This is a genomic window from Thermococcus sp. 2319x1 (assembly GCF_001484685.1).
Taxonomy (GTDB): domain Archaea; phylum Methanobacteriota_B; class Thermococci; order Thermococcales; family Thermococcaceae; genus Thermococcus_A.
The window spans coordinates 1051388-1075488 of record NZ_CP012200.1; the positions used below are offsets into that span (position 1 = coordinate 1051388).

Here is a 24101-nt window from a genome sequence, read left to right on the forward strand (position 1 = left end):
CCAAGAAAAAAGAGAGAATGTTTAAGCCTTCCTTCCGGCTATAAAGCCAAGAAGGAGGCCAATTACAAGGGTGCCAGCTATTAGGGGTATTGAGTATCCACTAGTTTCCTTTTGAGCTGGGGAAGTGGTGTTTTGAGGTGCCGTCTGGTTTGTAAGCGGCGTGGTGAGGGGAATGAGGGGCTCTTCTGTTATCTTTGGCGGAGTTATCGTGCCTAAGAAAACGGTGGAAGTTTCCTTTGCGTATTGATAGAACACCATTGCGGTCCGAATATTCTCTAACCCTTCCTGCTTTTCATAGCTCTGGGCAAACTCATAGTATGCAAGACTCAAGACCGGATACGTGCCTTCTTTCTGAGCTATTGCGATAGCTACTTTAGCATCTTCCTTCATTTTCTGAAGCTTGTCCATAAGTACGGTCTCGTTATCGATTCCAAGGGTATCTAAGATTATCTCGGCCCTTATCCTTGCCTCCATTGCGGAAAAGATGGCCGCTGAATATTTGCCATCTTGGTAATATTTCTCGCCTTCGTTCATTAAGTTCACCAAATCCTGAAGGTTTGTTTCCCCAAACATTGAGGTTATGTAAGTTATTATAAGCCTCGAATTGTCCAAGTATTCCCTTGCGGTATCTTTTATGGCATCCCTTTCAATTACCTCTCCCTTTGCGTATCTCTCTCCCAGGGATGCCCAGAACTTTGCGGTCTGTATCCTCTCGTACGCAAAGGCGGCATTGCTTATTGCATCCCAGTAGTTCCCATCGTAATAAGACGACCAAGCATCTTTTAAGAGGGATTTTGCCTCTTCAACTCTCTCTTCACTCGCGGCAACCGCCTGAAGCATTGTTATTCCCCTTATTGTGAGATTTGAGACATAGCTTTCGGTGCTCTTTATCTCGTTGTCAACCTTTTTCAGCAGATCCTCTATGTCACCCTCAGTTTTCACATCCAAATACCAATCCACGTGCCTTACAGCAATCCTCGCCTGAAAATCAAGGCTTAGAGCTGTGTAGTACATACCTTCGTCCAAGTTCCTCTTGGCCTCGTCTAACTTAGCTTTGGCATCATCCAGTGCATTTTTGAGGTAGGAGTAGGTGGTGTAGCTGACGTCACTGTTTTTGAGCTTATTTTCAACCTGCTTGTAATAATTCAAGGTCTCATCGTAGTCCTTCAGCGCATCGTCCTTTAGGAAGGAGGTGTCAACCCTCAACTCCGCTGGCACAGATGGTTTTTCTATCTTCTTTCCGGTGAAATAGTAAACTGCCTCATATATATCCCTAATTTCCTTAACCTCAAGACCCCATCTCTCTTTTGCGTATTCAACCACGTCAACTTTTTCGGACTTGCTCGTTATCTGCACTATTGGACCGATTTGCTTTTGCTCCGTCTTTTGGACTATTTGTATCCTCTGTCCCTCTGGAATTAAGAAGAGCTTTGCCCCTACGCTGTGGGCGGCTGAGACTTTCTCTAAAATCCCCCCTACTGGCCCGATGCTTCCATCGGGGTTTATCATACCCGTCATCATCACGTCCTTCCTTACTTCCCATCCCTCTAAAGCCGCTATTATACCGACGGTCATGGTTCCTCCGGCAGAAGGACCTCCAATAATCGGGGCATCCGATTTCACCTGAATAAAAACGTCGTACTTGCTCATATCAACTCCAAGAACCTTTCCAGCCACTTGGGCGGCCAACCTTGCCGATGCCTGCATGTCAACCTCTGCCAATGGCCAAGTCTCAACGTAAACGTGCCCATTTCCAGGAGCAACTGTGATTACAAAGTCCGTTGCCACTCCTATTAGCTCACCACTTGATGTTCTCGAAACTGCTGGGGCTTTTAATACAACGGTGTTTCCTTTTTCTGGACATTGGGCATTCGCTAAGGGTAAGAGCAAAAGAATCAGCGCCAGCATTGATAATATTTTCTTCACCTTCTCACCCCCAGTGATTAGTTCCTCGTGTCCTTTAATATCTCTTGTGGTTCATAACTCCAAAATTGAATGGATGAACCAAAGTCTTTTTAAACGTTCTATCAAAACGGTTAGGGGAAGTAATATGGGATTGTATTCCTCTCTCATCGGTCGAAAGTTTAAACACATAGCTGGGAAGAAATATGAGGACATAATGAAGCACTACAGGGAGTTTCTTCTAACTGAGGAGGAAAAACAAATCCCCGAAATTCGCTCTATTTTAATGCCGCTTGACAGATACGTTAAGAACATCCCCTTAGAGTTGTACGAAACGATAAGTGCCTATGAGGCAAGTGTTTTACTTGTCTACATTCTTGATGCACAGGTATTTGAGCTTGTACGTCAAACACTCAGCCCGGAAGCAAGTGAGGAATTCAGGCGAAAAGAGGAGGTGATGGGGGAAGAACTGCTCAACAATGTGGCGAAGAAGCTTGAGAGCTATGGCTTGAAAGTTCAGAGGCGCATGTTCTTTGGGAACAAGAGCGATGATGTTATAAGAATGGCCGAGAACTACGACATGCTCGCAATCTCGAAGAACTATGGCTCGGAAATAACAAAAACCTCTTCCCTAAGTCCTTTGGTTCTTAAGATAATCCAGCATTTGGAGATTCCGGTGATAGTCTATTAGGAGGTGCTCAGATGGCCCCATTGGAGATATTTGCCCTTGCAGTGTTCATCCTTACCTACGCTCTCATAATTAGCGAACGAATACACAGAACCGTTGCCGCGATGGCCGGAGGTTCTTTGGTACTTCTCACCAATATAGTCCCTTGGGAAAAAGTTCCCCTTTACCTTGACCTTGACACTATACTTCTCCTTGCTGGGATGATGATAATCGTTAATACAACAAGATTAAGCGGTCTTTTCGAATACATCGCAATAAAAACTGCCAAACTTGCAAAAGGAGAACCTCTTAGAGTTTTGCTCCTTTTCTCATTTGTGACTGCTCTTATAAGTGCCTTTCTTGATAACGTGACCACGGTTCTTCTGCTCACTCCAATGCTTATCTACATTTCAAAGCTCATGGAAGTTAACCCTCTCCCCTTTCTTCTCTCCGAGGTCTTTGCCTCCAACATCGGTGGAACAGCAACGCTCATAGGTGACCCACCTAACATAATGATAGGCTCCGCTGCGGGACTTAGCTTTAACGAGTTTCTCATCAATATGGGCCCGATAGCGTTTCTTGATTTGATACTCATGGTTTTTGTTGTATACTTAGCTTATAGAGAAACCCTTAGGGTCAGCCCTGAAAAAAAGGAGAAAATCTTAAGGACACTTGGCGGTCTGGATGAAAGAGCTGCGATTAGGGATTTACCTCTTTTTAGGAAGTCTATTGTAACAATCGTCATTGTGGTGCTATTCTTTTTCGTTCACGACAAGCTTGGGATAGAGCCCGCTGTGGTTGCATTATTTGGAGCATCTTTGCTCCTTTTCTGGAGTAGGGAAAATCCTGAGGGGATTCTAGAGAAAGTTGAATGGGCAACTCTGTTCTTTTTCGGGGGGTTGTTCCTCATTGTGGGGAGTTTAGTTGAAACTGGGTTTATAGGGCAGATGGCTCAGTGGATAACGTCCCATGTCCATGCCGAGGGAGAAGCTATGCTAGTTATAGCGTGGTTCTCAGCACTTGCTTCGGCTGTTATAGACAACATCCCCTTCACGGCCACTATGATACCCCTAATAAAGGCAATGGGAAGCTCTCTTAATACATATCCTCTTTGGTGGGCTTTAAGTTTAGGGGCGTGCTTGGGTGGAAACGGAACAGCAATTGGTGCTTCGGCAAACGTTGTTGTTATAGGGATTGCCGCAAGAGAGAACATAAGGATAACCTTTATGGACTTCCTCAAAATAGGCATGCTCATAATGGTCTTAACTGTAGGTGCCGGCGTTGGGATATTATGGCTTAGGTATGTGTGGTGATGAACATGAAAATACTCGTGTTGGTAGACGGCTCGAAGTGGAGTCAAAAGGCAGCTCTTCATGGAGTTGCGGTTGCCAAGAAAAAGAACGCAAAATTGGTGCTGTTTTCTGTTTTGGATAGGAGAGAAGCCAAGGCAGTTGCATTCAACCTGGGAGCAAGACAAGGAGACTTTGAGAAAGTGCGCAGTTTTGAAGAGGAAATCTGGAACAACATGAAAAGAGACATTCAAGATGTTATGAGCGAAATGCTAAAGTTCTGCCGAGAAGAGGGAGTGAACTGTTCCATAAAGATTGTCGAAGGGATTGCGAAGGATAAAATCCTTGAAGAAGCAAACAGCGGGGAGTATTCACTTGTAATAATGGGGGCTTACGGGAAGAGTGGAAAAACGAGGATAGGGAGTTTGCTGGAAGAGATAGCTGGCAACGTGAAGCCTCCACTCTTGATAGTGCGCTAGTCTTTAGCTTCGAGATATTTAACCTCTATGATGCCATCCAACTTCTTCTTTTAAGCTAAGTAGCGCCATTCTGGTGAGGGGTATGTGAACCTTCCCGATTATATCGAACGGGCCTGTAACCACATGCACCTCATCAATAATCCCCAATCTCTCGAGCCGTTTTGTATGAGAAACTATAGTAGAGGGGGTCAAGTTGAGCTTTTCTGCAATTTCGCTCTGGTTTTTGTCCCCTTCCGCAAGTAAAAGGAGTATCTTTCTTTGGCTTTCGTTTGAAATTTCCCTCTTTTTCAAGATGCCGTAGGTGATATTGTAGGTTTCCTATCCCTATGTTGAGTTCTTGGGCCAATTTGCGAAAGGTTATTCCCGGATTCTTTGTGACATAGTCCAAAATTCTTTCTCTGGTGCTCATGAATATCAAACCAAAATATAATTCGAGTGTTTTAACTCTTTGTGGTACGTTTCTCAAAAGAGTATTTTATTGGAGCCCCGGGCGGGGTTTGAACCCGCGACCTGCCGCTTACCAAGCGGCCGCTCCACCAGGCTGAGCCACCGGGGCACCGAAAGAAAGAAGCCAAAATTGCATATATAAACTTTTCGCTCAATCAGTTCTCAAATTAAAAAGACATAGATGGAAGGCTAATATTCCCTCTCCACTATGAAGTCTGCCAACAGCTCAAGCTGTTTCCTTGCCTCGCTTTCTGGGAGTATTTTTAGTGCTTTCTTTGCCTCATCTGCCAGTTCTCTTGCAACTTTTGCAGCGTAGTCTATGCTTCCATAATTTTTGAGGAGTTCAATTGCTTCTTTGATTTCCTCTTGAACGTCCTCCTCTATTATCCCCTCTCCCTTTACATCACCGGCGTATTTCCCAAATATCTTGAAAAACGCTGCTTTGTCTTCTTCACTTGCGTTTTCAAGGAAGTGTGCAACTATGAGAGTTTTTTTACCCTTTCTTATGTCACTCCCCACTGGCTTCCCGAGTTTCTCTTCGTCTGCTATCAAATCGAGAACGTCATCCCATATCTGGAACGCTATGCCTATGTTCCTTCCATATTTTGACAACGCCTTAATGTATTCCTCGCTTTCTGTCCCAATAATACCTCCTATCGTGGCTGAGGCATCTATAAGTGCTCCAGTTTTTCGGCTTATCATTTTCATGTACTCATCTATAGTGACTGCTTCCCTGTTCTCAAACTCCAAGTCCATTGCCTGGCCTTCGCATAGTTCGTTTGATGTTTTTGCAATGACATCCAGAACCCTTACAGCCTTCTCAGCCTTGACAGGTATCTTTGCCACAGCCTCAAAAACCTTCGAAAATAGCAAATCTCCAGCTAAAATTGCCATGTTTATTCCCCAAATTTTATGAACTGTTGGTCTGCCCCTTCTTTTTTCGTCCATGTCCATTATGTCATCATGAACGAGGGAATAGTTATGGAGTAGCTCTACAGCCGCTGCCGCGTAAACGGCCTTCTCTGGGTTTCCACCAACAGCTTCAGTAGAGGTTAAGACTATGAACGGCCTAACCCTCTTTCCTCCCGCGAGAGGATAATGTCTTGCAGCGTCATAAAGAACTTTGGGCTCCTTTTCGGGTATAAGCTCGAAAATAGCCTCATCGACGACCTTGGCCTTTTCTTTTAGTGCTTTAAATAGTGGGTCAAACTTCATTCTATCACCTCACATCGACTTTGTAACCGTTTCTTGACACAAAAACGTCCCTTCCGATGAGATACCCTTCCTCTTCGGCAAGCTCAGCATAATGGGTGAGCATCCTAAACTCTCCATGGGCGGGGATTATATTCTCTGGATTTAAAAGCTTAATCAAATATCTGTGATCTTCCCTGCTCGCATGACCTGAGACGTGTAAATCTTTAACCATTCTCACTCCTCTCATTCTGAGCTTTGTTTCAAGGGCATAGCGTTGGGCTATGTTTAGCGGATTCGGGATAACTCCAGCCGAAAACACAACGGTGTCATCTTTTCCGATGTCATAGAGTTCCCCATTAGCCATCCTTGTAAGCACTGCCCCCGGTTCACCCTGGTGCCCTGTGACTATTAGGAGATAGTTCTCCTTGGCCTGAGAAACCTCTCTGAGTGTTTTTTGAACAGCATTTGGGCTTCTCACAGCTTTTGCCCCTTTCATCTTTATTAGACCAAGCTGTTTTGCTATGCCTGTGTATTTTGCAAGCGATCTACCTACCAAAACCGCCTGCCTGCCCATGTTGTTCGCTATCTCTATCAGCTCTTGCAGACGGGCTATGTGGGAAGCAAAGGTTGTGGCGATTAGCCCTTTCTCCTCCATACCCTCATAGTAAAAAAAGTCCTCCAAGAGAAGCTTTGCAGAGGCTTCACTTGGTGTTTTTGTTTCCTCAGCAACCCTTGTGGATTCTGGTATCAAAATTTTTACTCCTTCCTGGCCTATTTCCTTGAGTCTCTTGTAATCCGGCTTCTCTCCAAGGGGGTTGTGGTTGTCGAACTTATAATCACACGCATAAACCACTGCACCTTCGGGCGTATGGATAACCACCATCGAGGAGTGCGGGATTGAGTGGGTAATTTGAACAAACTCTATAGCCAAATTTTCGCTAACCTGAACAATCTCCCCGTACTGGGTCTCATACATTGGATTTGTAACCTCAAAATACTGCTCGCTCCTCACCTCTCCCTTTGCGAGCTTTATTGTGTAAGGGGTTCCGTAGATTGGAACATCTGGATAGTGAGGAGCAAGCTTTGCTATAGCTCCTATGTGGTCTAAGTGGCCATGAGAAAGTGCAACGGCAACGACTTTTTTGTTTTTGAGGGGGGAATCATCGGGGATTGCACCCAACTTTCTTAAATCCCTCGAACTCATCTGCTGAAAATTAACGTCCTCATGGATGAGAACCCTATCAAGCCTGATTCCCATGTCAATAATCACAACTTCTCCTTCATATTCAACGGCAGTCATGTTTTTTCCTACTTCCTCGTAACCGCCCAGTGTGTAAACTTTTATCATTTTAGTTCCTCCTTGTTTGACCTCTAAGCTCTCACGAGCATAAGGCCGAGCTAAGTAATAATCGAAGGTGGGGTTTAAAAAGCTAAGCTTTTTGGGGTTGATACTGTCAGGAGAAAGTTCTTAATTGCCCATCCAGCTTATTATCCTAACCGGTATCCCCTCAAAATGTGATGTTTTCATAAGTTTAAAAAAGCATTCCAAAGATATTAGAGATAGGTTCCCTGTCACTTTTCAACTGGCTATAATAGCGTTTTTATTCACACTCATCATTGGAATTCCTCTTGGGCTGATTTCCGCCCTAAAGAGGAATAGTATTGTGGATACGATAGTTAGAATTTTTGCCTTAATTGGAGTTTCAACTTTAGGGCTGGGTGCGACACCCCCAATTGCCGATTGGGGTAGAATAGTCTATGATGGGGCACAGTACTTCCCAAAAGCCTGGTGGTTGGTATTCTACCCAGGTCTCATAGTCATGCTCGTTGCCCTTGGATGGAACCTCCTCGGAGACGGTCTCAGAGATGTCCTAGATCCAAAGACAAGAAGAAGCATAGAGTTCAAAGTTAAGAAGAGCAAGAAGGGGGGAGAGGAAAATGCCTGAACCAATATTCCAAGTTAGAAATTTAACCGTTCACTTTTACACCTACGCCGGAATTGTAAAGGCCATTGAAAACGTATCCTTTGATGTCTATAAGGGGGAAACTTTTGCACTCGTAGGGGAAACCGGATGTGGGAAAAGCGTCACATCAAGAGCTTTAACTCAATTGATAGAACCCCCTGGAAGAATAGTAAATGGTGAGGTTATTTATCACTCAGAAAAAGGACCCATTGATCTGCTAAAGCTCAGTGAAGAAGAAATAAGGGAAATAAGAGGAAATGAAATAGCATACATCTTCCAAGACCCTCACGCTTCTCTTGACCCGCTATACACCGTGGGCTACCAAATAGCAGAAGCTATGGAGGTTCACGGGAAAGTTAAAAACATAAAAGAGGGAATTAAAAGAGCTGTAGACATGTTAAGAGCAGTTTTAATCCCGGATCCAGAAAAAAGAGTGCACAACTATCCGCACGAATTAAGTGGAGGAATGAAGCAGAGAGTTGTTATTGGGACCGGAATTGCAAACAATCCAAAGATCCTCATTGCAGATGAGCCTACAACAGCCTTAGACGTTACGGTTCAAGCCCAAATTCTGGATTTAATAGACAGTCTAAAAGAGAAGTATCACGCGACGGTTATACTAATTACCCACAACTTGGGTGTTGTTGCTGAAACTGCCGACAGAGTAGCAGTGATGTATGCGGGTAAAATAGTGGAGATAGGGAGCGTAGAGCAAATTTTCAAAAATCCCCTCCATCCCTACACCAAAGGACTATTAAAAGCCGTTCCAAACCCAATGACAAAGATTGAACGCCTAGAAGCTATTCCCGGTACAGTGCCTAACTTGATAATTCCCCCAGGAGGCTGCAGATTCCATCCGAGATGCCCGTATGCTATGGAAGTGTGTAAGCAGAAGGTTCCCGAGCTGGTTGAAATAGAAGATGGGCACTTTGTTGCATGCCACCTTTACTGAGGTGAGAACATGGAGAAAGTACTTGAGGTTAAACATCTGAAGAAATACTTCCCAGTTAAAGGGTTATTCTTCACCAAAGGGTACGTTAAAGCGGTTGACGACATAAGCTTTGAGATATACAGGGGAGAAACCTTCGGTTTAGTTGGGGAAAGCGGATGTGGGAAAACAACCACCGGAAGAACGATCCTCCGCCTTATAGAACCAACAAGTGGTGAAATAATCTTCAAGGGGAAAAACGTGATAGAACTTAAAGGGGATGAACTCCAGCAATTCCGCAGAGAAGCCCAAATAATGTTCCAAGATCCCTATTCTTCCCTAAATCCGAGACAAACGGTATTCGAGATTATAATGGAACCAGTGAGATTTCATGGGATTCATGTAGATGACCCGGAAGAGTTCGTAATAAGGTTGCTTGAAAGCGTAGGTCTTAACGAGATGCATCTCTATCGTTATCCCCACGAGTTTAGCGGTGGGCAGAGACAGAGAATTGCATTAGCAAGGTTGCTCGCTCTAAGACCAGAATTCATCGTGTTGGATGAGCCCACTTCAGCACTTGATGTATCAGTACAAGCAAATATCCTAAACACCTTAAAAGACCTTCAGCAGGAGTTCGGCTTTACGTATCTCTTCATCTCCCACGATCTTGGTGTAGTCAAGTATATGAGCCACAGAATGGGAGTGATGTACCTTGGAAAGCTCGTGGAAGTTGGTCCAGCAGAAAGAATATTTGAAAACCCCTTGCATCCGTATACCCAGTTTTTGCTCTCCTCAATCCCGGTTCCCGACCCTGAGCTTGCTAGGGAACTAAAAGCAAAGAGACAAAAGATTACTGGCGAGCCGCCAAGTCCAATAAATCCACCATCAGGATGCAGATTCCATCCGAGATGCCCATATGCAAAGGAGATTTGTAAGAAGGAAGAACCACCATTAGTGGAAGTGGAGCAAGATCACTACGTGGCCTGCTGGCTGTACTCTAAGGCATAGAGTGCTTGCCTAAACCCATTATCTCGCTTTAAAAGCTCTGTATAAATGGGGTCTTTTTCCCCTTTTTCGTTATATATTTCATCCCCTCTAAGCTCAATTGTGTAGTACCTCCATTCTACTGGTCGCAATTTTATATCCCTAAGCTCAATCGGATTTTTAACCCCTAAAACCTCTTGAAGAAGAGAGAGTGCCAATAATGCTTCTCGATTTTCTTTTGCAAGTGCTTCATCTTTTTCCTTATGTCTTCGAAATCCGCTAGGAATTCCAAGAATCCTGAGAACATTCCACTTCCGTATATGTCTGAGTCTCTCGTCAAGCCTTCTTCCTGAAAGTTCGTATATTCTCTCAAAGGTTGTCTTAAGGAGTTCCTCAATAGTTTCTTCATCAATCAGCTTTGGAAGTGGATTTTCTGCATCTTTTGGGAGATTGCCCTCAAATTTCCTTATAAGGACACTGATGTGTTCTGCTTTCTCAACTTTTCTGGAAAAGTAGGCGTCTAGCATAAAGCGTCTTCCCTTTACTTCGAAAACGAGATACGGCACCTCAATCCTCATGAGGCTTAATATTTCAAAAAGCTATATAAACGCTTTTCTTTTATTTGGGCTGATGGGTATGAAGGTAGAGGAACTTAAATCACTGGGAGTCGATGAGAGAGTTATAGGGCTGATACGCGAGAGAGGTATAGAAGAGCTGTATCCCCCTCAAGCAGAGGCATTGAAAACTAAGGTGCTCAGCGGAGGTAACTTGATTTTAGCCATCCCTACTGCCTCTGGAAAGACCCTTGTTGCGGAAATAGTGATGATAAACAAGATTCTCTGTGAGGGGGGAAAGGCAGTATATCTTGTCCCCCTAAAGGCACTTGCCGAGGAAAAGTACAAGGAATTCAAGTTCTGGGAAAAGCTTGGAATTAGGATAGCAGTGACAACTGGGGATTACGACAGTGCAGAGGAGTGGCTTGGGAGATATGACATTATAATAGCAACATCAGAAAAATTTGACTCTCTGCTTCGCCACAAGTCTCCATGGATAAGGGATGTCAAGCTTATAGTTGCGGATGAAATTCATCTTCTCGGCTCATATGACAGAGGGGCTACCTTGGAGATGATTCTCGCTCACTTAAGGGATAAAGCCCAGATTTTAGGACTGAGTGCAACAATTGGAAATGCCGAAGAGCTTGCGGAGTGGTTAAATGCTGAGCTGGTGGTGAGTGAATGGCGCCCCGTAAGCCTAAAAAGGGGTGTTTTTCACCATGGACAGCTTTTCTGGGAAGATGGGAGTATTGAAAAATTCCCAAGCCAGTGGGATTCTCTCGTTATTGACGCTTTAAAAAAAGACAAACAGGTGCTCGTCTTTGTCAATACCCGAAGAAGTGCCGAAAAAGAAGCCCTTCTATTAGGGGGAAAAGTTCAGAGATTTTTAAGCAAGCCTGAAGAGAGGAAGCTAAGGCAAATAGCGGATGAACTTGAGAGCACTCCAACAAATGAGAAACTTAAAGAGGCTCTGAAGAAAGGGGTAGCATTTCACCATGCAGGCTTGGGAAGAGAAGAGCGCTCCATTGTGGAAGAAGCCTTTAGAGAAGGGCTTATAAAGGTGATTACAGCCACCCCGACCCTGTCCGCTGGCGTAAATTTGCCCGCGTACCGTGTCATAATTAGGGACACAAAGCGCTATTCAAACTTCGGATGGAGTGACATTCCCGTTTTGGAGGTACAGCAGATGATGGGAAGGGCAGGGAGACCTAAATACGACAAAGAGGGGCAGGCAATAATAATTGCAAAGACCGAAAGGCCAGAGGACCTGATGAAGAGATACATCTTTGGAAAGCCGGAAAATCTCTTTTCAATGCTCTCAAATGAGGCCTCCTTCAGGAGCCAAATCCTTGCCCTAATAACAAACTTCGGAGTTAAAAACTTCAGAGAGCTAATAGAATTCTTGGAGAAGACCTTCTACTATCACCAGCGGAAGAACCTTGAAACCCTTGAAGGAAAGGCCAGGGACATAGTCTACTTTCTGCTTGAGAACGAGTTCATCGATATTGATCTAAACGACCAGTTCATGCCGCTCCCATTTGGAATAAGAACTTCTCAGCTGTATCTCGACCCGTTAACGGCTAAAAAGTTCAAAGATGCCTTTGAGAAGCTTGAAGAAAACCCAAATGCACTGGGTATTTTCCAGCTTTTGGCTTCCACCCCGGATATGGTTTCTCTAAGGATAAGGCACAGAGAACAGGAGGATATCCTCGACTATGCCTATGAGATGGAGGGCTATCTTTACCAAAACATCCCCTATTGGGAAGACTACAAATTTGAGAAGTTCCTTGGAGAGGTAAAAACGGCAAAACTTCTCCTTGACTGGATTAATGAAGTCCCCGAAGCGAGAATCTTGGAAACCTATGACATAGACACCGGAGATCTTTACAGAATACTGGAGTTGGCGGATTGGCTCATGTATTCCCTAATTGAGTTATACAAGCTTTCCAGCCCCAAAAAAGAGATTTTAGACTTCTTAAAGAAGCTTCATTTAAGAGTGAAATATGGAGTTAGAGAGGAGCTTCTTGAGCTTACAAGCCTTCCAATGATAGGCAGGAAGAGAGCAAGAGCTCTATACAATGCAGGATTTAAGAGCATAGAAGACATCGTAAAAGCAAAGCCCAGTGAACTCTTAAAGGTGGAGGGAATTGGAGTTGGAATCTTGGAAAAGCTATACCAACACTTTGGAGTGGAACTCCCAAAAGTCAAGGCAAAGAAAAAAGCAAGAGGAGGAACGTTAGATGAGTTTTTCAAATGAGCAACCTTTTTAAATCAATTAGCTTTAGATGGGTGTGGGCAATGATAATCTGTATAGTAGGAATGCCCGGTTCTGGAAAAGGCCAGATAGTGAAAATTTTTGGTAAGTATGGAGTGCCTCACGTTTCTATGGGAGATATTGTAAGGGAAGAAGCTGATAAAAGGGGAATCCCCAGGACTCCAGAGGGAATGAACAGTGTGAGCATTCAACTTAGGCAGGAGCTTGGGGACAATGCCGTGGCAAAATTAACAATCCCAAAGGTAAAAGAACTACTAAAGAAGCACAGGGCAGTCATAATTGATGGAGTAAGGTCTCTGGAGGAAATCCAGACGTTTAAAGATGCTTTTCCAGAAGAAGAGATAATCATAATAGCCGTACACTCTTCGCCAAGAAAAAGATTTGAGAGGCTTAGCAGAAGAGGGAGAAGCGACGATCCAAAAACATGGAGTGAGTTTGAGGCCAGAGACTGGAAAGAGCTCAAGTTTGGAATTGGGAATGTCATAGCTTTAGCGGATTACTTGATAGTTAACGAAAACCACATAGCAGAATACAAAAGAGAAATAGAGGAACTCGCGGAGAAACTTGGACTAAAAAGCAGCAGAGCTACCTTTTGAGCCATGTATCTAAGCCGGTTTGTTTTGAGCTTTGATACCTTAAATCCTCTTTCCTGTATCCAAATGCTTCAAGGATTCTAAGTACTGCCGGCAAAACTTGGTTTTCTATGTAGTAGTCTGGATCGTACTTGTGCTTTTCAGGATCGTATTCTGTAAGTAAAATTACCCTATCGCTTATCTTTCCGCTTCCTTTGAGAACGAGATAGCTTATTATTGTCCCTGGTTTCACTTTTATCCCTCTTGTGGCAAGTCTTTTTGCTATCGACACATGGGGGCCAATGGCTTTGTAGTCCTTTAAATCCCTGGTAATCTGCTCATGGATAACAAGCTTTTCAAGTGGAACCCTGTATTTTGCTATTTTCTCTACAACATCTCTAACAATTTCTACAGCTTTTTCAACACTTCCATCTTTAAGTATAGCCTCTAAAACCTTTGCCTGAGTCTCTTTAGCTATCTCACTCCAGTCCCTCCTTACTACTTCCAAGCCCCTTGTTGTTATTCTGCCCTCTTCATCTATGACTGCATAGCGCTTTTTTGTAACAAAGAACCCCCTCAAGTAAAAGCCCTCATACTCAAGCTCAAGCAGACCTGGAAGTTTGGAGTTTATGTAATTTAGGAACTCTCTGGCTTTCTTTTTAATGATTTCAGGCTTTTCTCCGGGTATTGTGGCATAAAACCCGTCGGTGTCTGCATAAAGAACTTTAAAGCCAAATTTTTCCTCTATTTCTTTTATCGTCATCTCTATGTAGTGCCTCCCCCACGCGGTAACACTTTCGGCACATTCCTTCGAGTACCATCTCGCTTTAGGATACCCCATGTAGCCGTAATAACTATTTGCAAGCAATTTAACGGCCCGTTGTCTATAATCAAGCATTTTCTTTTCGATTGGGTCAATTGTAGCTTTCATTTTCTTCTTTATCTCTTGCCTCATTGCAATTAAGTCCCCGAGTATGGAGGGAATAAAGCCCGGAAAGTCCTTGCAGAACCTATAGCTTACTATCGGAGCAATATCATAATTTTCGCAACCCTCTTTTTCGAGAGTGTCCGGCGATACGTTATGGGTAACTATTATTGAGGGATACAAGCTACGGAAATCCAAATAAATGATGTTCTCCCATAAACCCTTTTCTGGCTCTTTTACATATCCTCCCAGGTAAGTTGTTCTTAAACGTCTCTTGTATTCCTCTTCATCAGGTTTGTTTGGCGCAAGTTCATTCCTTGCGTATGCCACCCTTAACAAATACCACTCCACGAGGTTGCCGGTGCTTGATCTCGAGACGTCCCACACGCTTTGACCTATCAGCTTCGCCAGCTCAGCTTCCATGGGGAAGAATTCCTTTCCGAGCTCATAAGTCGCCCTTGCATCTTCCATTGAGTACTGGGCCAGTTTTTTCATGCTTTCTTCTGTTTCCCAGATAGCGGCTATCTCCTCCGCTCCTAATTTGCTTTTGGTTTTTCCCAAAACTGCTTCATAAACTGCCTCAAGCGTATACGTCGGAAGGTTTATAGTCCTTCGCACAACTGGGAAAAGATCAAAATGTATTCTGCCCTTGATTTCTACAGCGAAGCTATCCCCCATTCTCTGGATCTTGGGTTCGGGATTTTCTTTGTCCCTTCCTAAGACAAGCCGAACCCCCAGCTTTTCTGCCCGTTTTATGAGATACGGCAAATCAAAATTGTCCCCATTGTAGGTTATTATCACATCCGGGTCTTTTTCTTTAACAACCTGAACAAAGCGCTTTATCATCTCCCTTTCATTGGATACAACATCGACATACGGTAAATCAATGTTCTTCCACGTAATTACTCTGGCCTCTTCTTCATCGGCATAACTAATCATTATTATCTCGCCTTTTCCAAATTCATCTCCCTCATGATAAAACGTTTCAATGTCAAAGGCGAGGAGCTTAAGCTCCTCGTCTCCCTCCATAGGAATCAAGCCCTTGTCTATGAGATAACGCTTGGCAAATGGTATGTCATATTCGTAAATGTCGATAACAGCTGGATGCTCTTTTATCTTGTCCCTCATAGCCGGAACGTCTTGGGGATGCTCGAAAATGAGCTTCCAGACCTCAACTTCCCTTCCCAAAAATTTTTTTCTGACTTTCACTGCATCGAGCACTCTCACGGTTTTTCCATGTCTCTCGCCCTTTATTGCCTTTATCTCCTCAATAGCGGAGTCATCTTTGAGAAGAGCATATATATAGGGCTGAAAATGGGGATCAAGTTCTATTTTAAACTCCCCGTTCTCTTTCTTAAAAATTCGGATTATAGGTTTACCATCTTTTGTTATGTAATCAGTGTCCAGTATCATAGATACCACCAGATATAGAGTGGAATTCAAATTAAATAAAAGTTCCGCCAAATTTTTAAACCTCCCCCCAAATCGAAAGTCATGGAGTTGTTCTACAGAATAACCCTTCACGAACTCATTGCAGATGTACTGACCCTCATAGAGGAGCGTGAGCTTTCATCAAAAAATGCTTTGGAGAGAGTTTTCAAGAGAGTTAGCGGGAAGGACAGAGAAAGGGCGAGAGGTTTAGCTCATGCTTACGTTTTTGAAATTGAAAAATGGAGGAAGAAAATAGATTTTATTGCAAACTCCCTCCTCAAAGGAACCAGAATCGAGGATCTCGACCTTTATCTTGCCAATCTTCTCAGGATTGGAATATTTGAAATGAAGTTTAAGGGTGTTAATCCAGCAATAGCCACGGATTCGGTGGTTAGAGTCGTAAAGGAAAAATACGACTTAAACAGAGCAAAATTTGTAAATGCTGTTCTCAGAGAGGCAGAAAAATTCGATCTGGAAAAAGCTCTAAAAAAGCTTAAAGAGAAGGATAGGGTAGAGTATCTAAGCGTAAAATTTTCCCATCCACGTTGGTATGTTGAATACGTAATTGACCTTCTCGGCTATGAAAGTGCAGTTAGACTTTTGCTGAGCAACAACAGACCACAGAGGTACTATGTAAGGGTCAACCCGCTAAAGACGGACATAGATAGGCTTGAGGAGTATTTGGAAGAACATGGTGTTAGAACTGCAAGAACTCCAGTTGATGATGTCCTAAAGGTCTTAGAGTACGAAACACCTATAACCCGCTTGGATTGGTATAAGGAGGGCCATTTTGTTATTCAAGACCTTGCGAGTGCTTATGTTGCCCATGTCCTTGCTCCCGAGAGAGGGGAGCGTATTCTTGATCTTGCCGCTGCACCTGGAAGCAAGACCTTCCACGCAGCTCACTTAATGGAAAACACCGGAGAGATAATTGCCGTTGATTATTCTCTTGAAAGGCTCCAAAAAATGAAGGCAAAAATGAAAGTTCTTGGCGTCAAAAACGTCAAACTTGTGCACGCAGATGGGATGAAATTTAAAGATAAAGAGCCATTTGACAAGATAATTCTCGACGCTCCCTGCTCTTCTTCCGGAACATACAGGCAGTTCCCAGAGGTCAAATGGCGCTTTGATGAAAAAAAGATAAAAAAAGTCATTCAAGTCCAAAAAGCTATGATAAGAAACGCTTACAAAAATCTAAGAGAAGGCGGGGAAATGACGTACTCCACGTGCTCAATAAGAGTCGATGAAAACGAGGAGAACATAAAGTACGCCATAAATAAGGTAGGATTTGAACTCCTCGATTATCCATTCTCATGGGGAGAGAAGGGGTTCACTGAGATTGGGGATAAGGTTTTTAGGAGTTTTACCCATTTACACGACTGTAACAGCTTTTTCATCGCAAAATTGAAAAAATAAAGGAACTAACCAATTCCTTCCTCAAGAACACCAACCACATCTCTTACGTGGAAATATGCTTTCCTCAGGTTTATGAACACCTTAATACTGTTTAAATTCTGAAGTATTGGTCCATTTTCTTCGGCTTTTGCAAAATATTCTTCAGCAAGTGCTTTACAGTGGAGAGCCATTTCTAAAGTTTCATTATCTAGTTCACCTGCCTCGGGACTGCCATGGAGTAAGTTAAACTCTTCTGTGGTTTTCTGGTATTGTCTGTAGTAGAAGAAGTTCCATATTATATAGTTAAATTGCTTCTCAACCACTTTTGGTCCCTCTTTTTTGGAGGTATACTCCAAATTCTCTGTTATGAGCTTCTTAAGAAAGTCCCTCCACTCCATCCCTCTATACCTAACACTGTATTCGAATGTAAGCCCAGTAGCTAAAACACTACCACGTCCGAGGGGATATATTATTGTGCTTGGTCTGTTGTAATCTGGAGTAGTACCATCTCCCTGAACGGTAACTATTTCCGCACCTGCTGGCACGTTGATTAAATAACCATGGCTTGCGTAGGTGCTGTAGAGCCAGGTTCCGTTCTTGATAATGTAATCGTAATTAGAGTAGCTTCTTGTAATTGAAACCCCACCTGGAAGTGAAGTTGTCCAAAGCCCTCCATGCCACCCCCAGTTAGCCGCATGAACGTGGAGCACTTTTCCTGCCTTTACAAACTCTTCAAGCTTTGGCATCTGCGGACCAAGATCATCGTAAAACTGCTGGTTCTGATCACTTGCAATTAAGATCATGTCGTAGGTATTTATTAAATCAGAAGCAGTTAAGGAATTTAACTGAGCAGCGGTCATAACATCATATGGGACTCCAAGTTCAGTCAATACCACTTCATTTGCATTAGAATTCCATGCATCTACGTTCTTCAGTATTAGCACTTTCTTTCCTGTGGGTCCTTGGGCTGCAGAAAAGCCAAGGCTACTCAAAACAAACAAGAAAACGACTAAAAGCCCTAAAACTTTTTTCATAACTTAAGACCCCCGACTTATCACTATGGTGTTTGGGCAAGAATACTATATAGGTAATTGGTCATTACCGTTCTGCCTACCCGTAAAGTGTGTGTAGGGTGTTAATTTCGTAACGGGTAGGCTTCCACCCTCTGGTTTCATCGGGTGGCTTTCGGGGGGAACGGAAACTCCCCACATCTTCAGGGCTTTCGGCAGTCTCCATTCGGGCTTAACAACCCCACATATCGGAGACTACCACATCATTAAAATTACAACTCAAAACTATTTAAAAAAATCGCCCTACGAACTTCAACAGACTTTCCACTTTTAACTATCTACGAAACAGCCCTTTTTAAATTCAACAAAAATCCCAAAAAGAGGATACAGTAAAATAGACAATGTTATAGAAGTGGTTTCCTCTTCACAGGCCCGTTGGGATACTCCTCCTCAAAAATCTCCGCTGTAAAACGGTAAACTTCTGTGTCTTCATCCAACCAGCAGTCCGGTGGAAGGCCTGCCTTCCAGCATGTTTCACTCAAGAATTCCTCTTCATCCCATCCCCATTCGACGGGAACTTGAGGAAGCAAAAGCCCACTGTAAATTCCCTTTTTAACTATGAGCCCATCTCTTCCTACCTTTATTTTCTTGGGCCTCTCATGGGGAGACCCCTCTATGGGCTCCGGAGGGGTTAGAACGCTAACCTCTATCCTTAAATCCTTCAGTTCCTCCAATTCCACCGGGGGAAATCGTGGATCGTCGACGGCTGCGTAGATTGCGGCCTTTATGGTCGCCTTTACCAGGGGATATATTGGATATGGAAAACCTATGCATCCTCTTAATGCCTGCGTAGGGGGAACTTTCGATCTGTTGAGAGTTACAAAAACCCCCATTTTTTCCCACAATTCGGGAGGAGTGTCCTTAGGAGGTTCTATTTCCTTACCAGACTTCAGGTACTCCTCTATGGCTTTTCTGGCGAGCTTTACCAGAAATTCTCCCCACTCATCTTTTATCTTATACATGTCTCTCACCGACATTCTTTTGTTAGTTAGACAAAATAAGGCTTTCGACACTGTCAGGATAAGCATTGGAGTGTCGGGTTTAAAAAGAAGGGGACATGAAGGCTGAAACCATTATTTACTATGTTACTCCCTTAAAACCCCTTCACCCCAACAAAATTCCAGTAGAAAAGAAAATCAAAGCAGTAGAATTATTGCAAGGCCTTAGCTACCGCAAGTCTCCAGAATACTCGAAATAAGCCACACAAGAGCCGAAACAGTTCAAAAAATAGCGGAAGCAATCTACCGGCCAAAAAATCCTTGGAGTGAAAAAACAGAGAAACTTCATCGCAGTTGAGGAAACAATAACAAAAATCAACGGGAGAGAAGAGTTCTCTGGGCTGCAATTGACGTTGAGAGCAAGGAGGTTTTAGCAGTCTGGATTGCAACCCTTGGAAACTGGTGGACCGTCAGGGACTTAAAACCAAAAAATTTATAAGAGCATTGTAATCCCTAACTTATCGAGGGCCGGTAGCTCAGCCTGGTTAGAGCACCGGGCTTTTAACCCGGTGGTCGCGGGTTCAAATCCCGTCCGGCCCGCCACTTAACAACTTTTCTAAGAATCGAAAGAGCTTAAAGTTTTGAATACCAATTATCTTAACGGGTGATAGCATGGATGTTTTTGAGCTGGCTAAAAAATATCATGTTGAACTGGGCATAAAGGAACCGAGTTTTGCCACGATGGCAGCGGAGCTTTTCGGAGATCTTGGATTGAGCATAATGAACCATTTGAAAGAGGAAGGATACACTTTAAAGAGCACAAGGTTCCTGGACTATGAGAAGAGCCTCGTATTGGAAATAGTAAAAGAAAAAAAGAGCTACGAAATCCTCTTGAGAAAGCTTTAATAGCTCACTTCATAGTCAAAGGTTACTTCTTCCTTTTCTCCAGGATTAACCGTTACTTTGAATTCCACGTAGTTGGCCGTCTCTACTATTGGACTCACCGAGCTTTCCAAGATTTTTCCACGCCACTTGTAGTGTCTGACAATTACTTCCCTACTCTCTTTGCCGAAGTTTTCTATCGTGACTTTGATTTTATAGTAGGAATATCTTTCCCCGTGCTTTTCTTCCAGCACTTCCGTTTTTCCTTTTAGGTCCACATCTCTGCCTAATTTAAGCCTCAAAATGTCGCCTTTTGCAGTGTGATCTATCATCTGCTCTCCAATTAAAACGTTCTTGTCCTCCATTTCTTTGTAGATTTCCACAACACCTCTGGGAAGAACTTCACCCGTCTTTAGGGAGATAATCTCATAAACATCTTGACTTCCACCGTAGGGATGGCTTTCATAGAGGTACTCCCGCGTAAACTCGCTCTCCTGGTAGATGTAAGGGATGAGCTTTTTCTCAAATGCCTCTATGTCAATAGTCCCGAGTTTGTAGAGGTAAAAGGCTTCCAGTTTTGTCTCCTGAATCGGTTGCTGAGGTACCTCTTTGGCAACCTCTAACGTATAGTACCTCTCAATAACCGCTTGGGGAGGCTGATAAAACTGCACATCTCCAGAAACAAGAAGGACGTCAGCGTTTTCAAAGCTCTTGTTTGTGGGATTGTCGAGTATGATGTAGCCGTAAAACTCTGCCTTGTCACTTAGGTAGAGCTTGTACCTTGAGCTCCAGCCTATTCCTCCAACCCGGTAGATGAGCTTAAAGAAGTACTTTCCATCCTCCTCAGCGTTTACTATGGCATAAACATCCGCGGTACTTTCTTCACCGATTGAGGCCATCTTCATATAGGCTATTTCCTCTGGACTTATCAAATAATAACCGTCTCCTTGCATTGCTATCTTTCCGTCTTTGTATCCCAGGAATTTTCCACCTATTGTTTCTCCGCTTTTCAGTTTTATTGTTATCTCCTTTCCAATATTGGCTTCGATCAGATCTTTTCCTTTGAGCTCTTTACTTACCAATCCAAGCACTTTCGCCTTCCCATCAAGAGGCTTCAGCGTAACCTCATTAATTTGAAGTCCTTTAAGCATCTCCAGCGGAACTTCATTTATGCCTTTCTTCAGCTCAAGTTGAATGGTCTTTTCCACAACTCCAATGCTGGCTGAATCATAAAGTGCAAGTGCAGTGTGGCCCTCTTCAGCTTTCGTTTGATGGAATACAATCATGGCTAGAAGAACAAAAATCACCAAAACTCCTCCAACAATTTTTCGCTTCATTTCAATCACCCAAGGAGATATCAACCTCACTCTATTTATAGGAATCGACAGCTTCAATCACATTCGAAATGGAAAGACTTTTAACATTGTCAACATAACTGAAACTGTCATCCCTATAATCGAGGTGGTAGAGATGGATAGAGTTGCAAAAGCTAGGGAAATAATCGAAAAGGCAAAAGCTGAGAACAGACCACTTGTGGAACCGGAGGCAAAGGAAATCCTCAAGCTTTACGGCATTCCAGTTCCGGATTTTAAGGTTGCAAGAAATGAGGAAGAGGCTGTTCAATTCGCAAGAGAAATAGGCTATCCAGTTGTTATGAAGATAGTTTCTCCACAGATTATCCACAAGAGCGACGCTGGTGGTGTTAAGATCAACATTAAGAACGACGAAGAGGCTAGAGAAGCCTTCAGAACTATTATGGAGAACGCCAAAAACTACAAGCCCGATGCAGATCTTTGGGGAGTTATAGTGTACAAGATGCTCCCCCTTGGCAAGGAAGTTATCGTTGGTATGATAAGAGACCCACAGTTTGGACCCGCGGTGATGTTTGGTCTCGGTGGAATATTCGTCGAGATTCTCAAGGATGTGAGCTTTAGGGTTGCTCCAATAAGCAAAGATGAAGCCCTTGAGATGATCAAAGAAATAAAGGCTTACCCAATCCTTGCCGGAGCAAGAGGAGAGAAGCCAGTTGACATTGAAGCCCTTGCCGATATAATTGTCAAAGTTGGAGAATTAGCCTTGGAGCTTCCAGAGATCAAGGAACTTGACATAAACCCCATCTTCGCTTACGAAGACAGTGCAGTTGCAGTTGATGCCAGAATGCTCCTTTGATTTCTCTTCTTTTTAAATAACCTAAAAAAGGGAAAAGGTTAATACCAGGTTTCAGCTATAACATCATGCTTGTGTATGCTCTCATGGCTCACAACTCTTACGTGAATTCTGCCCTTAAATTTCTGCTTTGCCTTAAATATTATCTCCCTCGCAACATCCTCCACGAATTTGGGATTTGAGTACATTTTCTGAACAACAGCATTTTCATCAACGGTCTTCAATAAGGTATATGTCGGGGAGCTAAAAGAGCTCTCCACCACATCTATCATATCTTCCAGGGCTATCTCCTCATTGTAGTCTGTTCTTATTTCGAGTGTCGCAACCGCTCTCTGGATGTGGGTTTTCCCTTGATTGTTGGCCATCGCGTGTGGACATGCTGTGTTTCCAATTACCTTCACCCTTAAAACCTTCTCAATTTGCCCGGGCTCTTTTATTACCCCAACCTCAACGTCATATGTCTCAAGGCTGATTTTTTTGCTGGCAGGTGTTTCCCTCTCCATGATAAGCTGTGTTTTAATCCACACTTCAGCCCTCTTATGGGGATGCTTTCCTTCCAACCTCTTTATCACCGCGAGACCAAGTTCTTCAAGAGAAGTGTGAGCCTCTCTTACCTCCTCCTCAACGGCCTCACTCATCGTTTCGGTGATGCTTTCAACAAGCCTGCTCATGTGGATGCCCTTCTTTTCCTCAGGAACGTCTATCGTTACCTCAAATGTCGGGATAAAGGTGTAAAGCTTGCCTTTCCAGTTTATTCTCGCTATTGTTCTCAAGTTTGTTATGCCAACTCTGTGAAGTCTCTCTTTGATCTCTGGAATCTCTTCTTGAGTCTCGAACATTTTCTCACCTCCATTAGGAGAACCTAATCGGTTCTTTTAAACTTATCTCAAAAATCTCATAAGCTTCTCGTAACTTTCCTTTGCCACAGTAATATCTTCCCCGTTGAGTCGATAACCGTATTTTGCTTTTTCAAACACGCGGGTAAGTTTATCCAAATCCTCCAAGTCCTCAAAAATATCCCTCAGCTTGTCCTCATGCTCCCAGTGAGTCCAGCTTTTTTGGTAGGGATAACCTTTCCTTATTAACCCCGCAACGACGTTTTTGTACATTTTGATTATTCTTTCCTCTGGGCTTCCCTCAATAGAGTCAAAGGTTACCTCAGGATCAAATTTGGCAACCTCAAGTTTTTCCGGTTTCCTTCCTCTAGTTACGAAAAGAAGAACAAGGATAAGGACAAAAACAAAAATTGGGGCAAGATAAGCATAGCTTGGAAGGGGTTCATAGGTTATTTTGAAAGTATCGTTAAAAAAGCCCAACTTTGGATATTTTATTATAGGCGCTTGAACGCCCCTATAAGGCTCAACCCTTCTGCTGAAAAGAGCCCTTAGGGCTATCACAATCGCCAGAATAAGTACAAGCTCTCGGAGATAATCTCCTTTTGTTCGCTTTCTTTTTTTAACTGACTGCAATGGAATGCCCTTCTCGAAAAGAAACCACACTGAATAGGCAAGAAGTCCAAAGAAAAGGACTGCCCAGAGGATGTAAACCACCTCGATGTTGAAGGTGCTTTGTCCATGTTCCACAGTAGCCCTAAAGAGCACGGCAAAGAGCAACAACATAAGCAAAAATGGGAGCAATCCCTTCATCCTTACCGCCCGTTTATTATGTAGTAGACAGTTCTCAGAGGAATGTTAAGTTCTTCACTTATCTCCCTGGGCGTTTTTCCGCTTTTAATGAGTTCTTCAATAAGCTTTAATGTAGCCGGATCATACTTTTTAGGTCTTCCTCGGGCGTGGTTCATAGGAACAAGCTTAATTCCCATTTGGTTAAGTGCTTTGATGATTTTTTTGGAGACCTTTGGGTACAAGCTCGGAGGGCAGCCAATGACTTTCACATTTGGAGCCCTCTCAAGTATCTTCACAAGGACTATCTTGGTCGGCCTGAGATTTATGTAAACCTCAGAAGCATCCCTATTAAGCTTCTCCTCTATTTTTCTTAAAAGCTCATCATTATTTCTCGCCTTTATCTCAACCCTCATT

The 24101-nt window shown here is 43.3% G+C and carries 22 protein-coding genes, 2 tRNA genes and 3 pseudogenes; 13 read left to right on the top strand and 14 right to left on the bottom strand.

Annotation, left to right across the window (positions count from 1 at the left end; genetic code table 11):
- Window positions 1-21: 21 nt before the first annotated feature.
- Complete coding sequence (locus ADU37_RS05955) at window positions 22-1926, bottom strand: S16 family serine protease (protein WP_058946741.1); 1905 nt, start codon at window positions 1924-1926, stop codon at window positions 22-24.
- Window positions 1927-2050: 124 nt separating this feature from the next.
- Between ADU37_RS05955 and ADU37_RS05960 the strand changes: the two genes are divergently transcribed.
- Genes ADU37_RS05960 through ADU37_RS05970 form a run of 3 tightly spaced genes read left to right on the top strand, consistent with a single transcriptional unit; the run spans window position 2051 to window position 4337 of the window.
- On the top strand, window positions 2051-2593 hold the full coding sequence (locus ADU37_RS05960) for a universal stress protein (protein ID WP_058946742.1): 543 nt from the start codon (window positions 2051-2053) through the stop codon (window positions 2591-2593).
- 11 nt (window positions 2594-2604) lie between these two features.
- Complete coding sequence (locus ADU37_RS05965) at window positions 2605-3882, top strand: SLC13 family permease (protein WP_058946743.1); 1278 nt, start codon at window positions 2605-2607, stop codon at window positions 3880-3882.
- A 5-nt stretch (window positions 3883-3887) separates the two neighbouring features.
- Window positions 3888-4337: a universal stress protein gene (locus tag ADU37_RS05970; protein WP_058946744.1), complete on the top strand. Its 450-nt coding sequence runs from the start codon at window positions 3888-3890 to the stop codon at window positions 4335-4337.
- A gap of 18 nt (window positions 4338-4355) precedes the next feature.
- On the opposite strand, the gene ADU37_RS11630 is transcribed toward ADU37_RS05970, so the two are convergent.
- The 5 genes and pseudogenes from ADU37_RS11630 to ADU37_RS05990 form a co-directional block, all read right to left on the bottom strand.
- Window positions 4356-4628: a winged helix-turn-helix domain-containing protein gene (locus tag ADU37_RS11630; RefSeq protein WP_058946745.1), complete on the bottom strand. Its 273-nt coding sequence runs from the start codon at window positions 4626-4628 to the stop codon at window positions 4356-4358.
- A 46-nt stretch (window positions 4629-4674) separates the two neighbouring features.
- A pseudogene (locus ADU37_RS11635) lies at window positions 4675-4746 on the bottom strand (hypothetical protein); the annotation flags it as partial.
- 70 nt (window positions 4747-4816) lie between these two features.
- Window positions 4817-4893 (bottom strand) — tRNA-Thr (locus tag ADU37_RS05980).
- Window positions 4894-4973: 80 nt separating this feature from the next.
- A complete protein-coding gene (locus ADU37_RS05985; RefSeq protein ID WP_058946746.1) occupies window positions 4974-5999 on the bottom strand; it encodes a polyprenyl synthetase family protein in 1026 nt (341 codons plus the stop codon).
- Window positions 6000-6003: 4 nt separating this feature from the next.
- On the bottom strand, window positions 6004-7326 hold the full coding sequence (locus ADU37_RS05990; protein WP_058946747.1) for an RNase J family beta-CASP ribonuclease: 1323 nt from the start codon (window positions 7324-7326) through the stop codon (window positions 6004-6006).
- A 349-nt stretch (window positions 7327-7675) separates the two neighbouring features.
- Here ADU37_RS05990 and ADU37_RS10985 point away from each other — a divergent pair.
- The 3 genes and pseudogenes from ADU37_RS10985 to ADU37_RS06005 all read left to right on the top strand — a co-directional run.
- A pseudogene (locus ADU37_RS10985) lies at window positions 7676-7924 on the top strand (ABC transporter permease); the annotation flags it as partial.
- Complete coding sequence (locus tag ADU37_RS06000) at window positions 7917-8894, top strand: ABC transporter ATP-binding protein (RefSeq protein WP_058946749.1); 978 nt, start codon at window positions 7917-7919, stop codon at window positions 8892-8894. The pseudogene ADU37_RS10985 and the gene ADU37_RS06000, both read left to right, overlap by 8 nt.
- Before the next feature lie 9 nt (window positions 8895-8903).
- Entirely contained in the window at window positions 8904-9878 is a 975-nt protein-coding gene (locus ADU37_RS06005; RefSeq protein ID WP_058946750.1) for an ABC transporter ATP-binding protein, read from the top strand.
- Here the strand turns inward: ADU37_RS06005 and ADU37_RS06010 are convergent.
- The gene (locus ADU37_RS06010; protein WP_058946751.1) at window positions 9845-10432 is read right to left on the bottom strand and encodes a hypothetical protein; all 588 of its coding nucleotides are present in this window, start codon (window positions 10430-10432) and stop codon (window positions 9845-9847) included. The genes ADU37_RS06005 and ADU37_RS06010 overlap by 34 nt on opposite strands.
- A 58-nt stretch (window positions 10433-10490) precedes the next feature.
- Here ADU37_RS06010 and ADU37_RS06015 point away from each other — a divergent pair, with 58 nt between their 5' ends.
- Both ADU37_RS06015 and ADU37_RS06020 read left to right on the top strand, forming a co-directional pair.
- Entirely contained in the window at window positions 10491-12665 is a 2175-nt protein-coding gene (locus ADU37_RS06015) for an ATP-dependent DNA helicase (RefSeq protein WP_058946752.1), read from the top strand.
- A gap of 41 nt (window positions 12666-12706) precedes the next feature.
- On the top strand, window positions 12707-13279 hold the full coding sequence (locus ADU37_RS06020) for a dephospho-CoA kinase (RefSeq protein ID WP_058947639.1): 573 nt from the start codon (window positions 12707-12709) through the stop codon (window positions 13277-13279).
- Here ADU37_RS06020 and ADU37_RS06025 read toward each other — a convergent pair.
- Window positions 13269-15593, bottom strand: coding sequence for a DNA-directed DNA polymerase (locus tag ADU37_RS06025; protein ID WP_058946753.1), 2325 nt, complete (start codon window positions 15591-15593; stop codon window positions 13269-13271). The genes ADU37_RS06020 and ADU37_RS06025 overlap by 11 nt on opposite strands.
- 81 nt (window positions 15594-15674) lie before the next feature.
- Here ADU37_RS06025 and ADU37_RS06030 point away from each other — a divergent pair, with 81 nt between their 5' ends.
- Window positions 15675-17027 carry an RsmB/NOP family class I SAM-dependent RNA methyltransferase gene (locus tag ADU37_RS06030; protein WP_058946754.1) on the top strand — a complete coding sequence of 451 codons (1353 nt, stop codon included), beginning with the start codon at window positions 15675-15677 and terminating at the stop codon, window positions 17025-17027.
- A 5-nt stretch (window positions 17028-17032) separates the two neighbouring features.
- On the opposite strand, the gene ADU37_RS06035 is transcribed toward ADU37_RS06030, so the two are convergent.
- A complete protein-coding gene (locus ADU37_RS06035) occupies window positions 17033-18040 on the bottom strand; it encodes a hypothetical protein (protein ID WP_058946755.1) in 1008 nt (335 codons plus the stop codon).
- A 380-nt stretch (window positions 18041-18420) separates the two neighbouring features.
- On the bottom strand, window positions 18421-19038 hold the full coding sequence (locus ADU37_RS06040) for a TIGR00296 family protein (RefSeq protein WP_058946756.1): 618 nt from the start codon (window positions 19036-19038) through the stop codon (window positions 18421-18423).
- 95 nt (window positions 19039-19133) lie between these two features.
- Between ADU37_RS06040 and ADU37_RS10990 the strand changes: the two are divergent.
- From ADU37_RS10990 to ADU37_RS06050, 3 genes and pseudogenes are all read left to right on the top strand, one after another.
- Window positions 19134-19492, top strand: a pseudogene (locus ADU37_RS10990) (IS6 family transposase); the annotation flags it as partial.
- Window positions 19493-19539: 47 nt separating this feature from the next.
- Window positions 19540-19617, top strand: a tRNA-Lys gene (locus ADU37_RS06045).
- 69 nt (window positions 19618-19686) lie between these two features.
- Entirely contained in the window at window positions 19687-19920 is a 234-nt protein-coding gene (locus ADU37_RS06050) for a hypothetical protein (RefSeq protein WP_058946757.1), read from the top strand.
- Here the strand turns inward: ADU37_RS06050 and ADU37_RS06055 are convergent.
- Window positions 19917-21233 carry a DUF4139 domain-containing protein gene (locus ADU37_RS06055; RefSeq protein WP_058946758.1) on the bottom strand — a complete coding sequence of 439 codons (1317 nt, stop codon included), beginning with the start codon at window positions 21231-21233 and terminating at the stop codon, window positions 19917-19919. The two genes, ADU37_RS06050 and ADU37_RS06055, sit on opposite strands and share 4 nt — an antisense overlap.
- 133 nt (window positions 21234-21366) lie before the next feature.
- Between ADU37_RS06055 and ADU37_RS06060 the strand changes: the two genes are divergently transcribed.
- Window positions 21367-22065: an acetate--CoA ligase family protein gene (locus ADU37_RS06060; protein WP_058946759.1), complete on the top strand. Its 699-nt coding sequence runs from the start codon at window positions 21367-21369 to the stop codon at window positions 22063-22065.
- A gap of 38 nt (window positions 22066-22103) precedes the next feature.
- Here ADU37_RS06060 and ADU37_RS06065 read toward each other — a convergent pair whose 3' ends face one another.
- The 3 genes from ADU37_RS06065 to ADU37_RS06075 are packed head-to-tail and all read right to left on the bottom strand — an operon-like array spanning window position 22104 to window position 24100.
- Entirely contained in the window at window positions 22104-22901 is a 798-nt protein-coding gene (locus ADU37_RS06065; protein ID WP_058946760.1) for a GTP cyclohydrolase IV, read from the bottom strand.
- Window positions 22902-22943: 42 nt separating this feature from the next.
- The gene (locus ADU37_RS06070) at window positions 22944-23708 is read right to left on the bottom strand and encodes a DUF4129 domain-containing protein (protein ID WP_058946761.1); all 765 of its coding nucleotides are present in this window, start codon (window positions 23706-23708) and stop codon (window positions 22944-22946) included.
- Between the two features lie 2 nt (window positions 23709-23710).
- The gene (locus tag ADU37_RS06075) at window positions 23711-24100 is read right to left on the bottom strand and encodes a DUF1699 family protein (RefSeq protein WP_058946762.1); all 390 of its coding nucleotides are present in this window, start codon (window positions 24098-24100) and stop codon (window positions 23711-23713) included.
- Window position 24101 lies beyond the last annotated feature (1 nt).